17 protein-coding genes are annotated in these 19477 nt (G+C 62.7%); 4 read left to right on the top strand and 13 right to left on the bottom strand.

Annotation, left to right across the window (positions count from 1 at the left end):
• Nucleotides 1-83: 83 nt before the first annotated feature.
• From nirB to HHL25_RS14860, 11 genes are all read right to left on the bottom strand, one after another.
• Complete coding sequence (gene nirB, locus HHL25_RS14910) at nt 84-2531, bottom strand: nitrite reductase large subunit NirB (protein ID WP_169592599.1); 2448 nt, start codon at nt 2529-2531, stop codon at nt 84-86.
• 5 nt (nt 2532-2536) lie between these two features.
• Nucleotides 2537-3334 (bottom strand): ABC transporter ATP-binding protein, encoded by a 798-nt coding sequence (locus HHL25_RS14905; protein WP_169592594.1) that lies wholly within the window; start codon nt 3332-3334, stop codon nt 2537-2539.
• A gap of 12 nt (nt 3335-3346) precedes the next feature.
• A complete protein-coding gene (ntrB, locus tag HHL25_RS14900; protein ID WP_169592591.1) occupies nt 3347-4258 on the bottom strand; it encodes a nitrate ABC transporter permease in 912 nt (303 codons plus the stop codon).
• Nucleotides 4259-4432: 174 nt separating this feature from the next.
• Nucleotides 4433-5728, bottom strand: coding sequence for an ABC transporter substrate-binding protein (locus HHL25_RS14895; protein WP_169592587.1), 1296 nt, complete (start codon nt 5726-5728; stop codon nt 4433-4435).
• A gap of 357 nt (nt 5729-6085) precedes the next feature.
• Complete coding sequence (locus tag HHL25_RS14890; protein WP_169592584.1) at nt 6086-7357, bottom strand: CmpA/NrtA family ABC transporter substrate-binding protein; 1272 nt, start codon at nt 7355-7357, stop codon at nt 6086-6088.
• Between the two features lie 47 nt (nt 7358-7404).
• A complete protein-coding gene (locus HHL25_RS14885) occupies nt 7405-7992 on the bottom strand; it encodes an ANTAR domain-containing response regulator (protein ID WP_169592579.1) in 588 nt (195 codons plus the stop codon).
• 111 nt (nt 7993-8103) lie between these two features.
• Nucleotides 8104-9717 carry a cisplatin damage response ATP-dependent DNA ligase gene (locus HHL25_RS14880; protein WP_169592575.1) on the bottom strand — a complete coding sequence of 538 codons (1614 nt, stop codon included), beginning with the start codon at nt 9715-9717 and terminating at the stop codon, nt 8104-8106.
• Nucleotides 9718-9723: 6 nt separating this feature from the next.
• Nucleotides 9724-10740 (bottom strand): ligase-associated DNA damage response exonuclease, encoded by a 1017-nt coding sequence (locus HHL25_RS14875; RefSeq protein WP_205927836.1) that lies wholly within the window; start codon nt 10738-10740, stop codon nt 9724-9726.
• Nucleotides 10741-10781: 41 nt separating this feature from the next.
• The gene (locus HHL25_RS14870) at nt 10782-11186 is read right to left on the bottom strand and encodes a DUF2177 family protein (RefSeq protein ID WP_169592573.1); all 405 of its coding nucleotides are present in this window, start codon (nt 11184-11186) and stop codon (nt 10782-10784) included.
• 44 nt (nt 11187-11230) lie between these two features.
• Nucleotides 11231-11905 carry a ChrR family anti-sigma-E factor gene (locus tag HHL25_RS14865; protein WP_169592570.1) on the bottom strand — a complete coding sequence of 225 codons (675 nt, stop codon included), beginning with the start codon at nt 11903-11905 and terminating at the stop codon, nt 11231-11233.
• Entirely contained in the window at nt 11902-12471 is a 570-nt protein-coding gene (locus HHL25_RS14860) for a sigma-70 family RNA polymerase sigma factor (RefSeq protein ID WP_169592954.1), read from the bottom strand. The genes HHL25_RS14865 and HHL25_RS14860 overlap by 4 nt, the downstream gene beginning before the upstream one ends.
• Nucleotides 12472-12702: 231 nt before the next feature.
• Between HHL25_RS14860 and HHL25_RS14855 the strand changes: the two genes are divergently transcribed.
• The 3 genes from HHL25_RS14855 to HHL25_RS14845 are packed head-to-tail and all read left to right on the top strand — an operon-like array spanning nt 12703 to nt 16063.
• Nucleotides 12703-14061 (top strand): NAD(P)/FAD-dependent oxidoreductase, encoded by a 1359-nt coding sequence (locus HHL25_RS14855; RefSeq protein WP_169592565.1) that lies wholly within the window; start codon nt 12703-12705, stop codon nt 14059-14061.
• Entirely contained in the window at nt 14058-14849 is a 792-nt protein-coding gene (locus HHL25_RS14850; protein ID WP_169592561.1) for a DUF1365 domain-containing protein, read from the top strand. Before HHL25_RS14855 ends, HHL25_RS14850 begins: the two co-directional genes overlap by 4 nt.
• Nucleotides 14846-16063, top strand: a complete 1218-nt coding sequence (locus HHL25_RS14845; RefSeq protein ID WP_169592556.1) for an SAM-dependent methyltransferase — start codon at nt 14846-14848, stop codon at nt 16061-16063. Before HHL25_RS14850 ends, HHL25_RS14845 begins: the two co-directional genes overlap by 4 nt.
• Nucleotides 16064-16067: 4 nt before the next feature.
• Here HHL25_RS14845 and HHL25_RS14840 read toward each other — a convergent pair whose 3' ends face one another.
• On the bottom strand, nt 16068-16862 hold the full coding sequence (locus tag HHL25_RS14840) for an SDR family NAD(P)-dependent oxidoreductase (protein ID WP_169592553.1): 795 nt from the start codon (nt 16860-16862) through the stop codon (nt 16068-16070).
• Nucleotides 16863-16921: 59 nt separating this feature from the next.
• Nucleotides 16922-18088 carry a dihydrodipicolinate synthase family protein gene (locus tag HHL25_RS14835; RefSeq protein WP_169592549.1) on the bottom strand — a complete coding sequence of 389 codons (1167 nt, stop codon included), beginning with the start codon at nt 18086-18088 and terminating at the stop codon, nt 16922-16924.
• Between the two features lie 285 nt (nt 18089-18373).
• Between HHL25_RS14835 and HHL25_RS14830 the strand changes: the two genes are divergently transcribed.
• Nucleotides 18374-19453 (top strand): LacI family DNA-binding transcriptional regulator, encoded by a 1080-nt coding sequence (locus tag HHL25_RS14830; protein WP_169592545.1) that lies wholly within the window; start codon nt 18374-18376, stop codon nt 19451-19453.
• The last annotated feature ends 24 nt before the right edge of the window (nt 19454-19477 follow it).

Raw genomic sequence — 19477 nt, 5'->3', positions numbered from 1 at the left:
GAGAGGGCTAGGGTGAGGGGCAATACAATGTGGCCCCTCATCCGCCCTTCGGGCACCTTCTCCCCGCAAGAGGGGAGAAGGGACTATTCCGCCGCCGCCGAATAGCCGACCGTCGCCATGGGATTGAACTCGTGCTTGTCCTTGCCCGAAACGCGCTCCGACCACGGGTCGACCTGGGCAAAGGACTGGCTGAAGACGAAGCGGTCGTAGTAGCCCTTGCGCTTGTCGAGATCATCGAGCACCTGCCGGCGGATCTCGTCCTTGCCGATGCGTTTGGCCCATTTGTAGATGCGCTCGAGATAGCGGGCCTGCTCGCGGTACATCTGGGTCAGCGCCACGATTACCTCCAGCGCCTCGTCCTCGGTCTTCACGAGGCCGAGCACTTCCGTGCCCTTGATGTCGAGACCGGCGGCGCCGGCGAAATGGATCTCGAAGCCGGAATCCACACAGACGACGCCGATGTCCTTGCAGGTCGCCTCGGCGCAGTTGCGCGGGCAGCCGGAGACGGCGAGCTTGAGCTTGGCCGGCGTCCACGAACCCCACATGAATTTCTCGATGCGGATGCCGAGCCCGGTCGAATCCTGCGTACCGAACCGGCACCATTGCTGGCCGACGCAGGTCTTCACGGTCCTAAGTCCCTTGGCATAGGCCTGGCCGGAGACGAAGCCGGCCTTGCCGAGATCGGCCCAGACGGCGGGCAGGTCTTCCTTCTCGATGCCGAGCAGGTCGATGCGCTGGCCGCCGGTGACCTTGACCATGGGGATCTCGAACTTGTCGACGACATCGGCGATGGCGCGCAGTTCGGCCGCGTTGGTGACGCCGCCCCACATGCGCGGTACGACGGAATAGGTGCCGTCCTTCTGGATATTGGCGTGGACGCGTTCGTTGATGTAGCGCGACTGGTAATCGTCGGCATATTCATCCGGCCAGTCGCAGACAAGGTAGTAGTTGAGCGCCGGACGGCACTTGGCGCAGCCGCAGGAGGTCTTCCATTCCAGTTCCTGCATGACGGCCGGAATGGTCTTCAGACCCTTGGCCTTGATCAGGCGGCGCACGTCGTCATGGCCAAGCTCGGTGCAGGCGCACATCGGCGTGACGGCGGCCGGGTTGTAGGCGTCGCCGAGGGTGAGCGCCATCAGCTGTTCGACCAGGCCCGTGCAGTTGCCGCAGGAGGCGGATGCCTTGGTGTGGGCGCGCACGCCGTCGAGCGCGGTCAGGCCCTTGCCCGTGATGGTCGAGACGATCTTGCCCTTGCAAACGCCGTTGCAGCCACAGATCTCCGCATCATCCGGCAAGGCTGCAACGGCCGCCATAGGGTCCAGCGGAGACCCTCCCTGGTAGGACTGGCCGAAGATCAGGGTGTCGCGCATCTCGGCGATGTCGGTGCCCTTCTTCATCAGGTCGAAGAACCACGAGCCATCGGCGGTTTCGCCGTAAAGCACGGCGCCGATGATGCGATTGTCCTTCAGCACGAGGCGCTTGTAGACGCCGGCCGAGGCATCGCGCAGCACGATTTCCTGCCGGTCCGGGGCCTCGGCGAAATCGCCGGCGGAAAACAGATTAATGCCGGTGACCTTGAGCTTCGTGTTGACGACGGAGCCATGATATTCGGCATGGCCGCCGGTCAGCCGATCGGCGAGCACGCGGGCGGCCTCATAGAGCGGGGCGACGAGGCCGTAGCAGGTGCCGCGATGCTCGGCGCATTCGCCGAGCGCAAAGACATTCGGGTCGGAGGTCATCATGCCGTCGTCGACGACAATGCCGCGATTGACGGCGATGCCAGCCTCCTTGGCGAGCGCCGAGGCCGGACGGATACCGACGGCCATGACCACCATGTCGCCCTCGATCACACGACCGCCTTCCAGCTCGATGCCCTCGACCTTGTCGTTCCCGAGGATCTGCTTGGTGTTGGCCTTGGTGATGATGTCGATACCGCGTTCGCCCAGTGCCTTTTCCAGAAGATAGGCGGCGGCCGGATCGAGCTGACGCTCCATGATGGTCGGCATCAGGTGGATGACGGTGACGTCCATGCCCTGGCGCTTCAGGCCGTAGGCCGCTTCCAGACCCAGGAGACCGGCGCCGATGACGATTGCGCGGCCCTTGCCTTCAGCGATCCTCAGCATGTTGTCGACGTCGTCGAGATCGCGATAAGGCAGAACGCCGGGCAGCTGATGGCCGGGAACCGGAATGATGAAGGGCAGCGAGCCGGTGGCGATGACCAGCTTGTCGTAGGAAACGGTGATGCCATTGGCCGAAGTGACGGTCCTGGCATGACGGTCGATCTCCGTGACCTTCGCGCCCTTGTGCAGGGTCACGCCATAGGCGGCGTACCAGTCGTCATTGTGGATGACGATGTCTTCATAGGATTTTTCGCCGGACAGCACCGGCGAGAGCATGATGCGGTCGTAGTTGACGCGCGGCTCGGCGTTGAAGATCGTGACGTCGTAAAGGCCGGGGGCCTTTTCGAACAGTTCCTCCAGCATGCGGCCGGGCGCCATTCCATTGCCGATGATTACGAGTTTCTGCGCCATGTCGGTTACTCCGCGGCTTCAACGAAGCGGTGACGTTCGTAGAGGAACTTCAGCACAGCTTCGCGGGATTTGAGGTAGGTGCGGTCGGCGGCGAGCGCGATGCGGTCGCGCGGACGCGGGATCGGGACGTCCAGCACTTCGCCGATGCGCGCGGCCGGACCATTGGTCATCATGACGATGCGGTCGGAGAGCAGCACGGCCTCGTCGACGTCATGGGTGATCATGATCATCGTATTGCCGAGGCGGGCATGGATCTCCATCACCGCATCCTGCAGATGGGCGCGGGTCAGTGCGTCGAGGGCGCCGAAGGGCTCGTCGAGCAGCAGGATCTTCGGTTCCATGGCGAGCGCCCGGGCGATGCCGACGCGCTGCTTCATGCCGCCGGAGATTTCCGCCGGGCGCTTGTCCGTGGCATGGCCCATCTGGACGAGATCCAGATTGCGCATCACCCAGTCATGCTTTTCCGCCTTGCTCTTCCTGTTGGCGAAGACCTTGGACACGGCGAGGTTGACGTTTTCATAGACGGTCAGCCAAGGCAGAAGCGAGTGGTTCTGGAAAACGACGGCGCGTTCCGGGCCGGGGGCGTTGACCTCGACGTTTTCGAGCAGGACGGCACCCGACGAGACCTTCGTCAGGCCGGCGATCAGGTTGAGCAGGGTGGACTTGCCGCAGCCGGAATGGCCGATGATCGATACGAATTCACCCTTGTCGATGGTCAGCGTCACGTCCTTCAGAACCTCGGTCGTCTGGCCGCCGCGTTCGAAGCTTTTGTCGATATGGTCGATCTTGAGATAGGCGCTCATGGGTCCGTCTCCTCAGTTCTTCGCGGTGCCGCGGGTGATGACACTGCCGAGGAGGGCGACGAGCTTGTCGAGGACGAAGCCGGTCACGCCGATGTAAGCGAGCGCCACGATGATGTCGGAGAGACGCGAGGAGTTCCAGGCATCCCAGATGAAGAAGCCGATGCCGACGCCGCCGGTCAGCATTTCCGCCGCCACGATGGCGAGCCAGGACAGGCCGATGCCGATGCGCAGACCGGTGAAGATGTAGGGGGCGGCGGCGGGCACCATGATGCGGATGAAGAATTCCAGCGGATTGAGGCGCAGCACCCGGGCGATGTTGCGGTAGTCGTCCGGAATGTTACGCACACCGACGGCGGTGTTGATGATCACAGGCCAGATCGAGGTGATGAAGATCACGAAGATCGCCGAGGGATTGGAATTCTGGAATGCTGCCAGCGACAGCGGCAGCCAGGCGAGCGGCGGCACGGTGCGCAGGATCTGGAAGATCGGATCGAGCCCACGCATGGCCCAGACCGACTGGCCAACCACGGCGCCGAGGAAGACGCCGACGATGGCTGCAAGGCCGAAGCCAATTGCCACACGTTGCAGCGAGGTCAGCACGCGCCAGGCAAGGCCGATATCCTGCGAGCCATAGTCGAAGAAGGGAAAAGCGATCAGGTCGTAGCTGTCGATCCAGACCTGGGAGGGTGGCGGCAGGGTCGCGCCGGGACCGGAACAGGCCAGCTGCCAGATGCCGATCAAAGCGACGAGCACGAACAGAGGCGGCAGGACGTTACGACAGACAAGTGTCACGATGCGCTGCGTGCCGAGCCTGCGGGCAGGTCGCTGCGTCATCACGACGACGGTTCCGCCTCTGTTGGACGCCTTGTGGGCCACCGCTGTCGGTGTCGCCGTCTGGTCTGCCTTGCGGACTGTTGCGGTCATGGTTTGATCCTCTTTCGAGTCGTGTTCGTTGTCGTGGAGCATTTGCCCCCTCACCCTGGCCCTCTTCCCGCAGGCGGGGAGAGGGGATGGAACGGCTGCGGCGGGTTCCTTCTCCCCGTTCACGGGGAGAAGGTGCCGGTAGGCGGATGAGGGGCCATGATCGTGCCCGGCGTTTTACGCGCCGGCCTTGATCGACAGGCTGTCGAGATAGGCCTTCGGATTTTCCGGATCGAAGACCTTGCCGTCGAAGAAGGTCTCGACGCCACGCGACGAGGAAGCCGGGATGTCGGCGGCGATGCCGAGATCGGCGGCGGCGGCCCGCCAGATGTCCTCGCGGTTGACCTTGTCGACCAGCGCCTTGATGTCGGTGTCGGGAGCGAACTTGCCCCAGCGGATGTTTTCGGTGAGGAACCAGGCGTCGTGGCTCTTGAAGGGATAGGAAGCGTGGTCCTTCCAGAACTTCATCTCCAGCCCGGAATTCTCGACGACTCGGTCATTGCCGTAGTTGATCGTGCCCTTGAGGCGGCCCGCCACATCCTTCGGCGGTACGTTGAACCACTGGCGCTTGCCGAGGATCGCCGACATCTCTTCCTTGTTGTCCATGCTATCGGCCCAGATCTGAGCTTCCATCACGGCCATCATCAGGGCCTTGGCCGCATTCGGGTTCTTCTCGATCCAGTCGGTGCGCAGGCCGAGCGCCTTTTCTGGATGGCCCTTCCACAGTTCGCCGGTGGTGCAGGCGGTAAAGCCGATGCCCTGGTTGACGAGTTGCTCGTTCCACGGTTCGCCGACACAGAAGGCGTCCATGTTGCCGACCTTCATGTTGGCGACCATCTGCGGCGGCGGAACCACGATGGTCGAGACATCCTTGTCGGGATCGATGCCGCCGGCGGCCAGCCAGTAGCGGATCCAGAGGTCGTGGGTGCCACCGGGGAAGGTCATGGCGACCTTGATCTCGTTTCCGGCCGCCTTCTTGGCGGCGAAGGCATCCTTGAGCTTCGAAGCGTCGAGCTGCACGCCGGTTTCGGCGTATTCTTTGGCGACCGAAATGCCCTGGCTGTCGAGGTTGAGCCGGGCGATGATCGACATCGGCACAGGCACGTTGTTCTGCGTCACCTTGCCGGTGGAGATCAGATACGGCATCGGGGTCAGGATATGCGCGCCGTCAATGCCGTTCGCCTCGCCGCCGAGCACGAGATTGTCGCGGGTGGCGCCCCAGGAGGCCTGCTTCAGCACCTCGACCCCGGTCAGGCCATACTTGTCGAACAGGCCCTTTTCCTTGGCGATGATCAGCGGGGCCGCGTCGGTCAGCGCGATGAAGCCGAGCTTGAGGCCCGTGACTTCCGGGCCGGCCGAGGCGGCGAAGGCGCCGGACGGGAAGGCGGTCTTGATGGCGCCGACGAGGGCGGCGGTTGCGGTGGTCTTGAGCAGGCTGCGGCGGCTGATGCCTTGTTCGATGATCTTTGTCATGTGTCTGACCCCTTGCGGATTGACGGAACCCGAAAACGAAAAAAACGCCGCATGGAGTTCGTGTCTTTCGGACGGGAGGTGTCCGGACAGCAAAAACCTTGCGACGTCGATGTCTATGATGAAGCGCGCTCTCGGAGCGCTCATTTGCCTTCAGGTCGCCGTTGACCGGGGCGTATAATTTCCTGCAATCAGCATGCCAGTTTCGAGGTGAATTTTTATCCTATTGATTTTGATGGACTAAAATCTGCCTCGACGGATTTTGCCGCCTTCGATGGCAGTTCGCTTTGATGATGAAACTTTGTGCGGCTGCACTGCCTCGTGACCATGTCGCGCCGCCGGATTGTGCAGTGCGGCGGTTCAGGCGTCTTCGTCGGGCGCAATTTCGAGGCGCGGCGCCCGCACGGGAAAGCGTCCGACATAATCTTCGATGGTGCTCGGATCGAAGACAAGTCCGTCCATGAAACGGTCGTCGGCCGTGTTTCCCTCCAGGCCGAAATCATCGGCTGGCGCCCGGTCTGCGCCAAGCGCCAGCCGGTAGAGGTCGGGCCGGTAGGCGGAGGCCGCTGCCTTCTGGCCGGCCGGGCTGAAGGCGGTCTGTCCCCAGCGTATCATCTGGCTGTAGATCCAGAGCGCGTGGTTGGTCCGCGGGAAATTTGCCGCATGACGGTGGAAGACGAAATAGTCGGGAATGATGCGCCTGTTGCCCCTGGCATCCAGGTTGAACTCGCCGGCGAGCACGTGGCGGATGATGTCGACCGGCGCCGCAATGTAGCGGGGATCCGCCAGCACGTCGGCCAGTGCGTCATGATTGGCGGGATCGTCGCACCAGCGCGCAGCGGCATCAAGGGCAACGATCAGCCGGCAAACGGTGTCCGGATGGTCGCCGGCCCAGTCCGGCCGCATGCCGAGAACCTTTTCCGGGGCGGATGGCCAGATGTCCTGCTTCGCCGCGACGATGCGACCGACGCCTCGTGCCGAGGCGACCATGTTCCATGGGGCGCCGACGCAGAAGCCATCGATGGCGCCGGCGGCCAGCGCATCGGAGGTCAGTGGCGGCGGCACTACCACCAGCTTGACGTCGCGGTCGGGATTGATCCCTCCAGCTGCCAGCCAATAGCGGAATTCGTAGTTGTGCGACGAAAAGGGATAGGTCATGCCGAAGGTCGGCGGCGCTTCGCCGCGCGTCTTCATGTCGGCAAGGACCGTCGCCAGTGCCCGTGCATTGTCCAGTGCGCTTGCGGTTTCTGCGAGACCGGCCGCCTGCCGCATCCGGTCGAAGAGCCGCACGGACAGGGTGATGGCGTTGCCGCCGCGACCCAAGGAAAATGGCGTGATCGTCGGCGATGGGTTGGAGCCCAGGCCGAGCATCGAGGCGACCGGCATCGGCGACAGCATATGGGCGATGTCGAACTGGCGAAAGGCAAGCCGGTCGCGCACATTGGCCCAGGAGACGTCGCGCACGAGGTCGAGCGTCAGCCCTTCGCGGGCCGCAAAGCCGAATTCTGCGGCGGCAATCAGGACGGAGGCGTCCATCAGTGGTATGAAGCCCGTCCGCAAAACCTTCGGCGTGCCGCCCTTGCCCAATCCCGGCGTGGCCAGGTTCGCTCCGACTGAAATCGGTTGCGTCATGTCATTCACTCCGGCTCCTCCGGACGCGATCCTGCCTTCGGTCCGCATCACATCAGCAGTCCTGCTGCCGTCACCACGCTCTGGGCGATGTCGGACAGCTTCTTCTTCTCGTTCATCGCCGTCTGGCGCAGAAGCGCGAAAGCCTCTTCTTCCGGAAGGCCGCGCATCTTCATGAGGATACCCTTGGCGCGTTCGATCACCTTCCGCTCCTCTAGCGCATTGCGGGCGTCCGCCAGTTCGCGTTGCAGGCGGCTGAAGGCGTTGAACCGGCTGACAGCCATGTCGAGGATCGGCTTCACCCGCTCCTTCTTCAGTCCGTCGACGATATAGGCCGAGACCCCGGCATCGACCGCGGCTTCGATCGAGGCGGTGTCCGAGCGGTCGACGAACATGGCAATCGGCCGGCTGACCGAACGGGTCAGTTGGAAGAGATGCTCCATCTGGTCCCGGTTCGGGTTCTCGATGTCGATGATCACGACATCCGGCTTCAGGTTCTCGATGATCCGGGCGATTCCGAAGACTTCGTGCACGACGGTTACATGGGTATGCCCGGCATCCCGCAATCCCTCCTCGATGATGGACGCGCGAATGGCGTTCTCATCGATCACGAGAATGGTGAGGTCGGGATGCATCATAGCCTATTGATGCCGCAGTGCGAAAAGCTTGGCAAGCGTTTTGCCTAGAAAATGTGCCGCCAACAAAATGCACATAAATTATACAGATGAAGAATTGCCGACGGGCGCGTGTCAGTCGATGAGCGCGGTCAGCGTTTCGAGTCGATCGGCCTCGCGCGGAAGCTTGTCCTGGCGAAGCCTGGCGATCCGTGGGAAGCGCATCGCGACTCCGGACTTGTGGCGGCTCGAGCGGCTGATACCCTCGAAGGCGACCTCGACCACGAAGCCATGATCGGGTTCCGCTCTCAGCGCCCTGACCGGCCCGAAGCGATCCACGGTGTTGTTGCGGACAAACTTGTCGAGAATGTCGAGTTCGGCGTCGGTGAAACCGAAATAGGCCTTTCCGACCGGAACCAGCACGTCCCTGCCATCGATGCTTGTCCAGACGCCGAACGTGAAGTCGGAATAATAGCTCGAGCGCTTTCCATGGCCGCGCTGGGCATACATCAGCACCGCATCGGCGTTGAGCGGATCCCGCTTCCACTTGAACCACGGGCCTTTGGCGCGGCCCGCCAGGTAGCTGCTGTCCCGACGCTTGATCATCACCCCCTCGATCACCGGGTCGGGAGGATTGCGGCGCAGCCTGTCGAGTTCGCTCCACTCGGAGAAGGGCACGAGCGGTGAAAGATCGAATCGCGAGGGCGGCGCGTCGTCGATCAGGCGGCTAAGCCGTGCCCGCCGGTCGACAAAGGCTTCGCCTCGCACGTCCTCCACGCTGTCGAACAGGATGTCATAGGCCCGCAGGATCGCCGGATAGTCGGCAAGCATGCGCGACGAAACGGTCTTGCGGTTCAGCCTCTGCTGCAGGTCGGAGAAGCTGCGGGTCGGCTCGTTGGAGCGCATCGTCCCGCCGATCAGCAGTTCGCCGTCGATCACCCCTTCGAAGTTTGCCGCCTCGATGATGTCCGGAAAGGCGCCGGAAATATCGTCGCCGGATCGTGAGTATAGCCTCGTGCGGCTTGCCGACGAGGAAAGCTGGACGCGAATGCCGTCCCATTTCCACTCGGCGGCAAAGTCGGCCGGATCGAGGCTGTCGAGATCGTTGTCGCCGACCGGGGTCGACAGCATGACCGAATGAAAGATGGCGGGCGTTGCCAGTATCGGTTTCTCCTGTCGCCCTTCGAGCCAGGCAAAGAGCGCCTCATAGGGCGGCGACAGGCCGTGCCACAGCGTCTCGATTTCTGTGATCTCCTTCTCGCCGAGAATGGAGAGAGCCTGCTTGGCAAGCCGGGCCGAAACCCCGATGCGCAAGCCGCCGGTGACGAGTTTCAGGAAGGCGAACCGACCGGAGGGATCGAGCCGGTCGAGCAGTGTCCGCACAGCCCCGCGCACCTCTGTACGCCCGAGCGACTGCATCTTCTCCACGACCTCGGAAAGCCTTGGTTGCGGGAGCGCCGGGGAGGCCTGTTCACGATCGCCGTCCCAGACCAGCGAGATGGTTTCCGCAAGGTCGCCCACATAGTCGTAGGAATAGCGGAACAACACTTCGTCCATCCGCTCCAGCGCGAGTTCGCGCAGCACCGCCGGCTTCACCACGCCGATATCCAGCGTGTCGGCGATCGCGGCCAGCCCGTAGCCGCGATCGGGGTCCGGTGTCGTGCGGAAATAGTCGACGAGCAAGGTCAGCTTGCCGTTGCGGCTGGGCGTGAGCACGAGGCGATCGAGCAGGTCGGAAAAGGCCTTCATGCGCCGTCAGTCCCCCTCGTCCTCATAGCCGACCAGATGGAGCGGCCGTGCGGCGATGCCCTGCAGTTCGCACCAGCGGACCAGAGCCTCTTCCCTGCCATGCGTGACCCAGACCTGGCCGGGCGAAAGCTCGGAAATGGTGGTCGTCAGTTCGGGCCAGTCGCAATGATCGGAAATCACCAGCGGCAACTCGACGCCCCGTTGCTTGGCGCGCTGGCGGACCATCATCCAGCCGGACGCGAAGACGGAGAGCGGTTCGGAGAAACGGCGTGCCCAACGATCGTTGAAGGCCGAAGGCGGGCCGACAACGACGGCGCCGCGAAAATCGCGCGCGTCCGGATCTTCGCCTGTCGCCGGCCGCAGATCGCCGAGCATGACGCCCTCGCTTTCATAATAGTCGCAGAGCCGGGAAAGCGCGCCGTGGATGTAGATCGGCCGGTCGTAGCCGGCGTGACGCAGCAGCGATATCACCCGCTGCGCCTTGCCGAGCGCATAGGCACCGACCAGGTGGCTTCGCTCTGGAAATTGCCGAAGCGATGCGAGAAGCTTGCCAATCTCGATGGACGGAGAGGGATGATGGAAGACCGGCAGGCCGAAGGTCGCCTCGGTGATGAAGACGTCGCATCCGACCGGTTCGAACGGCGTGCAGGTCGGGTCTGCGCTGCGCTTGTAGTCGCCCGAGACGACGATCCGCATGCCGTCTCGCTCGATTGAGATCTGAGCCGATCCCAGCACATGCCCGGCCGGGTGGAAACACACATCGGTTCCCTCGATCGCGATCTTTTCCCCGTAGGCGACTGCCTGCGTGCTACCTGCGAATTCGGGCCCGCAACGAAGCCGCATGATGTCGAGTGTCTGCCGGGTCGCCAGCACATGGCCATGGCCGGGGCGTGCATGGTCGGAATGTCCGTGCGTGATGAGGGCCCGCTCGACCGGTCGCACCGGATCGACGTGAAACTTTCCGAACGGGCAGTAGAGCCCCTCGGCTGTCGGGTGGAGAAGGGCTTCGGGCCTTATCGTCATGGCAAAACAGATAGGGCGCGCGCCCGTCGCATGCCAGAGGCTTAGCCGGCGATACGCGTGACGGCCAGATAGCCGGCTGCGGCGGCGGCCCCCGTGAGAAAGCAGCCCCAGGCCATGTCGACAATCACGACCGGGATGGGCCAGCCCCTGAGCGTCGCCAGATTGGTCATGTCATAGGTACCGTAGGCGAGCAGCCCGAGCAGGGCACCGCCGATTGCGGCCGTCAGCAGGCTGCCCGACGAGACAGCGGGAAGGACAGCAAAATAGACGATCCCGGCGATGTAGAAGAGATAGAAGAGCCCCGCCGCGGTAAAGTTCGGTGTCGCGAGCAAAAGCTCGCCGAGATGGCGGCGATAGAAGCCTATCGCGATGCGGGAGAGCCACAGATAGTCGAGGCCGAAGAAGATGATGGCGCTCGCCATGTAGGCGATGACATAGGTACTCATGATGTGATCCTGGCGTGCAAGACGTCGCGCATCGATCTCTCCGCTTAGATGCCGAGCATCGGCTGAATGAGGCGCAACAGACGACTGCGGAATTTCAGGGGCGCGTCCGTGACCGCCAGGCATACGCAATCTTCGTCGGGCGTCGCGATGGGCTGATGCTGCAGGGTCTCGTCGGCCTCTTCCAGGTCTCCGCGCCGGAAAAGGGCGTCTCCGTCACGGAAACTTCCCCTAAGGACAAGCGTCAGTTCGCGTCCGCCATGCGAATGCTCCGGAACCGGCTTGCCCGCCGGAATCTTGAGCAGTCGCACCATGCTTTCGCCATCGGCGGTCGCGATCGGAATGTGGTAGGCGCCGCGACCCAGTGCCTTCCATTTCAAGGCCGCCAGGTCCCCGCCGAGATAGGAGCGCAACGGTTCGGGAATGACCACATCCTTCGATGATGCAGCCCTGGGCGGCGCCTTTGTACTGTCTATCGCAGGGTCGGCCGCTTCGGTCGCCTCGATCCTTGCTTTCATGGCGTTCCAGCTGGTGTCGTCCACCACCTCGTCACAGGCCATTTCCAGCATTTCGCCGCCGGCATGTTCCATGAAGTCGAGGCGCCGCCGGCAGGTCGGACAAAGGGCGAGATGGGTGGCAACTGCAATGCTCCAGCCTTCCGCGAGGCTGCCGGAAGCATAGGCAAGCAACAATTCGTCGCTGACGTGATGTTGTATGGTCATGACCGGTCCTCCAGCGCGGCGCGCAGCTTTGCGAAGGCAAGCCGGATGCGAGACTTGACGGTACCCATGGGCAGACCGAGCTTTGCGGCTATGGCGCTATGGGATGCTTCATTGAAGAAGGACAGTTTCAAAAGCTCCAGTTGTTCCGCGGGTAGCGTCGTCATGGCGCGCCGAAGCCGGTCGGCTTCCTCCTGTTGTTCGAACTCGACGTCGGCCGATGGCACGTCGTCGGGAACGAACGCGGGGTCGTTCGGGTCGAATGCCGGACGCTTCGTTTTTCGGTAGGCGTCGATCCTGAGATTTCGCGCGATGGTGAAGATCCAGCTCGAAACGTTGCCCCGTGCAGGGTCGAACTGGTGTGCTTTATTCCATACCGCCAGCATGGTCTCCTGCATCAGTTCTTCGGATGCCTGTCCATCTCGGGCGAGCTTCGCCATGTAGGCCCGCACCCTTGGTCCGTAATGGCGGAACAGTGCTTCGAAGGCTTCGACGTCCTTCTTCTGCCCTACGGCGGTCAGAAGCTGAGCGAGTTTACCTTGTGAACTTTCATCGTCGCTGGCCTGCATGGATGCCGTTTTTTTCCCACGAACCTGCGGCAAAGGACGGGGCTGCCGCACAAATTGCCCCCGTTCATTGTGGCATGCATCCGCCGCTATGGAAAATCCTGTCGTCATGACCGCCTTTACGGCGCAAACTCCACAGCGGATCACTCGACCGGAATTTATTCACCGGGCATCGATCCGTTTCGCTTCGGTCTGCGTAATGCTGTGAAATGAACAGCAAGGCGAGGTAGATCGATGGACAGCGGCTTTAGAAGTTCGGGCCACAACGGTAGGCGCAAGATCGCTGTCGTGGGATCGGGTATATCCGGGCTGTCTGCCGCATGGCTCCTGAGCCGCAGCGCCGATGTCGTGCTCTTCGAAGCCGATTCGCGCGCTGGAGGCCATGCCAATACGGTAATCGCCCGCACGGCCGGGCGCGACATCGCCGTGGACACCGGCTTCATTGTCTACAACGATCGCAACTACCCCAACCTGGTCGCCCTTTTCGATCATCTCTCCGTTCCGACACTGCCGTCGTCCATGTCCTTTTCCGCGTCCCTCGATGGTGGACGCTTCGAGTATTCCGGTTCAGGTCTGGGCGGACTTCTGGGTCAGCCAATCAATGCGGTCCGTCCACGCTTCTGGCGCATGGTTTCCGACATTCTGCGCTTCTACAAGGAAGCGCCGGAACTGCTCGGGCGCCCCGAACTCGAGGCGGTAAGTCTTGGCGACTATCTGGCCCGGAGTGGCTACGGCGCCTCATTCGTCGAAGACCATCTTCTGCCGATGGGTGCGGCGATCTGGTCGACCACGGCGTCCGAAATGCGACTTTATCCGCTGCATGCCTTCATCCGGTTCTTTGCCAACCACGGCCTCCTGCAACTCAAGGATCGCCCGCGCTGGCGCACTGTCGCCGGCGGAAGCCGCGAATATGTGAAGCGTCTGCTCGCCGATTTTCGCGGTGAGGTGCGGCTCGAAAGCGCGGTCATCTCGGTCCGTCGTCTCGCCATCGGCGTCGAGGTCGTTGATGCGGCCGGCCATGCGGATCGTTTCGACGATGTCGTGATTGCCGCCCACGCCGATCAGGCGCTGCGGTTGCTTTCCGATGCAGACAACGGTGAGCGGGAGGCGCTGGGCGCGTTCGATTATACGCCCAACGTTGCCGTTCTTCATTCCGATGTCGGCCTGATGCCGAAGCGTCGGAAAGTCTGGTCGAGCTGGAATTACATAGCGGATGCGGATCGCTCGGGAAAAAGCGCGCTTTGCGTAACCTACTGGATGAACCATCTGCAGTCGCTTGATCCTGCCGCGCCGCTGTTCGTCACGCTCAATCCGTGCCGGGCACTCGACGAGAAGAAGATCATCAGCGTGTTCGACTACACGCATCCCTTGTTCGACCTCAAGGCCATTGCCGCGCAGCGTCGTCTCTGGTCGCTTCAGGGCCGACGCAACACCTGGTTCTGCGGGGCCTATTTCGGAAGCGGTTTCCACGAGGACGGTCTTCAGGCCGGCCTTGCGGTGGCCGAGGCGCTTGGCGGTGTGCGCCGTCCGTGGACGGTCGCGGACGAATCCGGACGGATCGCCCATGTCCGGGCACACGAGGCGGTCGAATGAGCTTCGCCTCCGCCCTCTACACGGGTCATGTCCTTCATGTCCGGCACCGGCCGAAACGCCATCGGCTGCGCTACAGCGTCTTTTCGCTGTTGGTGGATCTCGATGAGCTGCCGCTGCTAGGCAGGAGCCTAAGACTGTTCGGCCACAACCGACGAGCCGTCTTTTCCGTCCATGATGCAGATCATGGCGACGGAAGGCGGGAAGGGCTGAAGAGCTGGGTGGCGGGACATCTTGCCGATGCCGGCATCGCCGAGCCGGACCTGCGGGTCACAATGCTGTGCTATCCCCGCATCTTCGGTTTCGTCTTCAATCCGCTAACCGTCTATTTCTGCAGCCGGGGCGACGGAGCGATGGTCGCCATTCTCTACGAGGTCTGCAACACCTTCGGGGAGCGACATACCTATGTGATTCCGGTCGAAGGCGATGGCCGTTCCGTCCGGCACGAATGTGCCAAGAGGATGTATGTGTCTCCCTTCGTGCCGATGAATTGCACCTACCGGTTCAACATCAAGCCGCCGGGCGAGGCTGTGGCGATCAACATAGGTGAGAGTGATGACGAAGGGGCCCTGCTCTTTGCGTCCTTTGTCGGGGAGCGTCGCGAGATTTCCGATGCGGCGCTGCTGCGCATGCTGCTGACCTATCCGCTGATGACGATGAAGGTGGTCGTCGGAATCCACTGGGAAGCCTTGCTGCTTTGGTTGAAGCGCACGCCGATCTACCGCCATACGCCGGCGGCGATACCGGTCGCCAGCACGGTTGTCCTGCAGAATGAAATGGAGAAACCATGAGCCACGCCGAACAGGAAACCTCCGGCCTCGCGCCTGCGCGCCCCGTGTGGCAGAGAATGCTGTGCCGTTGGGCGGACAGGCTCCGCAGGGGACGGCTGGTCCTGCAGTTTGAGAACGGCTTCGAGCATGTTGCGACCGGCGTCGAAACGGGTCCGACAGCCGTGTTGACGATAAGACGTCCCCGTGCGCTGCTGCGGATCATGATGGGCGGCACCTTGGGCTTTGCCGGCGCGGTGATCGATGGCGACGTCGATAGCCCCGACATCGGTGCGGTGCTCGAGCTGGCGGTTGCCAATGAAGACCGGTTTTCGCGCCTGATGGCCCCCAACCTGATCACCGGCGCTGTCGCCCGCATTCGTCACACGCTTAGACGCAACACGGTGAAAGGCAGCCGCCGCAACATCGCGTTCCACTACGATCTGGGCAACAGTTTCTATGCGCTCTGGCTCGATCGGACGATGACCTATTCCTCGGCCCTCTATGAGACGCCCGGACAAGGCCTGTCGGACGCGCAGGAGGCAAAGTATGCGCGGATCGTCAGAGAACTGAACATCGGTCCGGACGACCATGTGCTGGAGATCGGCTGCGGCTGGGGCGGATTTGCCGAGCATGCGATCCGCGCCACCGGTTGCCGCCTCACCTGCCTGACGCTTTCGGTCGAGCAGGCGAAATATGCGCGGGATCGTCTGGAACGGGCAGGTCTATCCGACCGGGCGGACATTCGTCTGGAGGATTACCGCCACTGTGAAGGCCGCTTCGACAAGATCGTCTCGATCGAGATGTTCGAGGCAGTCGGCGAGGAAAACTGGCCGGTCTATTTTGCGACGCTGCGTCAACGCCTGAAGCCCGGCGGCAGTGCCATGGTGCAGTCCATCACAATCGACGAAGACCGCTTTGAAACCTATCGACGCCGGGCCGACTTCATCCAGACCTACATCTTCCCAGGCGGGATGCTCCCCTCTGTGGCGGCGTTCAAGGACGGAGCTCGAAAGGCGGGTCTGGCCATCGGTTCGCTGCTGGCCTTCGGCCGCGATTATGACCGGACACTGGTTGCGTGGGACCACGCTTTCGTCGCGAATTGGCCGAAGATCGAGGCCCTCGGCTTTGATCGCCGATTCTATCGGCTGTGGCGTTTCTATCTCCACTATTGTGCCGTCGGCTTTCGCACGGGTCGGATCGATGTGGTTCAGGTCCGGCTCGACAACCCCGAATAGCTCGTCAATCGGGGGATCTCAGCATTCGCCGCGTCAGCTTGAACCGGAGCCTCGCCGGCAGTGCGTGGAGTATCTTCATCGCGACAGCCATCCTGCGGGGAAAGACGATCTCGTAGCGGTTTGTCGCGAGGCCCTTGGCGATGGCATCCGCAGCCGCTTCGGATGAAATGAGGAAGGGCATCGGAAAATCGTTCTTCCGGGTCAGCGGCGTATCGACGAAACCCGGATTGACGATCGACAGGCAAACGCTCTTTTCTGCCAGTTCCGGATGAAGTGCCTCGCACATCACGTTGAGCGCGGCCTTCGTCGCTCCATAGCTCGCCGCACCGGGTAGGCCGACATATCCGGACACCGAGGCAACGACCGCGATCTGTCCAGTTCTGCGGGCGATCATGGCCGGCATGACCGCTTCCAGGCAATACGCGGTGCCGATCAGGTTGAGGTCGACCATCGTTTTCAGACGTGCGGCGTCGAAGTCGGACGCGTAGTCCCGCGCATAGGTTCCTGCCGCGAAGACAGCGAGTGCGACCGGACCCAATCGAGTGGTGATTTCGTTGACCGTTTCGTGGACGGCTGTCCTGTCGGTGACGTCGAGCGGGAAGCTGACGATACGGTCTGGTGCCTCGGCACAGAGCCGATTGAGCTCGACGGTGCTGCGGGCGCTTGCGGCGACGTTCCAGCCGTCTCGCGCAAGACGCAAGGCGAGAGCCCGGCCGATGCCGGAACTTGCCCCGGTAACCCAGGCGACCCGCGAAGGTGCCGTCGTCTCGTTGTCGACCGATGTGTTGTCGTTGGTCATCAGAACCCCGTCTTGCCTTTTCGCTACCTGAAGCAATACGGCAAGACGGGGCGAGTGGTTCAGCGCCCGCCGTTGACGGCGACGAAGCTTTCCATGCGTGACAGGGCAAGCTCGGGCTGATCGAGAACGTTTGCCTGGTCGGCGAGGCGGAAGACATCGCAGTAGTGCAGGATTCCGCGCGCGGATTGCATGCCGGCAGGCATCGTAAAGTGGTTCTGGTGACCGTTCAGCCAGGCGAGGAAGACGACACCCGCCTTGTAGTATTGCGTAGGCGTCTCGAAGATCTTGCGGGACAGGGGCACTGTCGGCGCCAGAACCTTGCGGAATTCGTCTTGCCTGCCATCTGCGAGTGTTGCCAGCGCAAGCGAGGCCTGGGGAGCCACGGCGTCGAAGATGCCGAGCAGGGCGTGGCTGTAGCCGTCGGGGCCGTCCTCGATCAGGTCGGCGTAGTTGAAATCGTCACCGGTATAGCAGAGCACCCCCGGCGGCAGGCGCCTGCGCAGGGCAATCTCCTTCGTGTTGTCCAAGAGGGAGATCTTGATGCCTTCCACCTTGTCGCTGTTCTCCGCGATGATCGACAGGACCGTCTCCAGCGCCTTGTCGAAATCGTCGCTGCCCCAATAGCCGGCGAGTTGCGGGTCGAACATGCTGCCGAGCCAGTGCAGGATGACTTTATCCTTCGCCTGCGAGAGAATGCGGCGATAGACGGTGCGGTAGTCGTCTGCGGACCGCGCCACGCGCGCCAACGCGCGGCTGGCCATCATGATGGTGCGCCCGCCATGGGCTTCGACGAACGCCATTTGTGTTTCGTAGGCGCGAACCACATCGTCCAGCGAGCGTGCATCTGCGGCTGGCAGATGATCGGTGCCCGCGCCACAGGCGAGGTCGGCACCCGGCACGTGCCGCGCTTCGGCGAGCGAACGGCGGATCAGTTCCTGCGCGCCGGCCCAATCGAGCCCCATGCCACGCTGGGAGGTGTCCATCGCTTCGGCGATCTTGAAACCGAGCCCCCAGAGATGGTGCCGGAAGGCCATCGTGCGTTCCCAGTCGATGGCGGGCGAGCCCCAGGGATCGCTGTCGCGCAACGGATCCGAGACGACATGGGCGGCGGCATAGGCGATGCGGTTGAAGCGTGGCGGTCGGTCGGGCCGGCCGACCGGCGTACCGATCAAGCGATAGGCCTCGATCGTGCCGTCCACCTTTGGCAGCGTGATGGCGTGGGTCATGGCATCCTCCTCCATGGTTTGACTGCTCAATAATTTAGATCGTTCCAAATGGCAAGCTTTGGGTGAGAGCATTTTTCGCCCGGCGTCAGCAGTGTGGGGGGACGGAAAAGATCTCTTTTGTGCGCAAAACATGGATAAATTCTGGATGTGAAGCGCTGGAGCAGTCGCCGATGGCGGTTTCGAGTTGGGAACCGCGTTCATTTAATGCTCTCCATTTTTGGCTTGACAGATTTGGATCGTTCCAATTATGAGTCCGGAAAGATCAGAAGTCGGGAGGATGCGCCAATGGGAGAAAGGGTGACGGTTGTCGATATCGCACGCGCTGCCGGCGTGTCGAAATCGACCGTGTCTCTTGTTCTTCAGGGCAGCCCGTTGGTCAATGAAGGCACGCGGGCCAAGGTCAACGCGGCCATCCGCGAGCTTGGCTATGTCTACAATCGCGGCGCTGCCAATCTGCGCCAGTCGAATGCCAAGTCGAAGATCATCGGCGTCGTCGTCAACGACCTGACCAACAGCTTCTTCGCCGAGCTTGCCGTCGGCATCGACATGACTGTCCAGGCTGCCGGCTATGTGCAGTTTCTCGCCAATTCGGCCGAAAACCCCGATCGGCAGCGGGAGGTCGTTGCCTCGATGCGGGAGCACGGCATTTCGGGCCTCATCATTTCGCCTGCCCGTGGAACGCCCGCCACCGATCTGAAGCTGCTTGCTGTCGCCGGTATTCCGGTGGTTGCCGTGGTGCGCAATGTCTCAGGTGCGCGGGTCTCCTCGCTGCTCTCGGACAATGCCGCCGGCGCCAAGGCTGCGGTCGAGCATCTGATCGCGCTCGGGCATCATCGCATCGCCTTCCTCGGCGGTTTCCCCGATACGACTGTCTATGCCGAGAGGCTGGCGGGCTATCGGGAGGCGCTCGGTGCCGCGAAGCTCTCCTGCGGTGATGATCTCGTGATGGCATCGGCCCCATCCCGCATCGGCGGCATGGTCGCGATCGAGCGCTGCATGGCGCTCGCGGACCGTCCGACGGCGGCCCTGTGCTTCAACGATGCCGTTGCCTTCGGCGTCTGCGATGGCTTGCGCAAGGCCCGGATGGAGCCAGGCGCCGATTTCGCCGTGGTGGGCTTCGACGACGTGATCGAGGCGAAGACCGCGGTTCCGGCGTTGACCACGGTCGCCATCGATCCACAGGGCATGGGCCGCCGCGCGGCGCAACTGCTCCTCAAGCAGATCAATGCCGGAAAGGTCGAGCCGGAGGCGGTGGTCAGCCCGGCGCATCTGGTCGTTCGCAAGAGCTGCGGTGCAAGTGGTGCCCTGGGAGAGGCCCATCTTGGTGGCCTGGCAATGGAGGGTGCGGCTGCCGCCGCGCTGTGAGGAATTGAAAAGTCGGGGCGGCCG

Origin of the sequence: Rhizobium terricola (assembly GCF_012927355.1) — a bacterium.
GTDB lineage: Bacteria > Pseudomonadota > Alphaproteobacteria > Rhizobiales > Rhizobiaceae > Allorhizobium > Allorhizobium terricola.
This window is presented reverse-complemented; position numbering and strand designations above follow the sequence as displayed.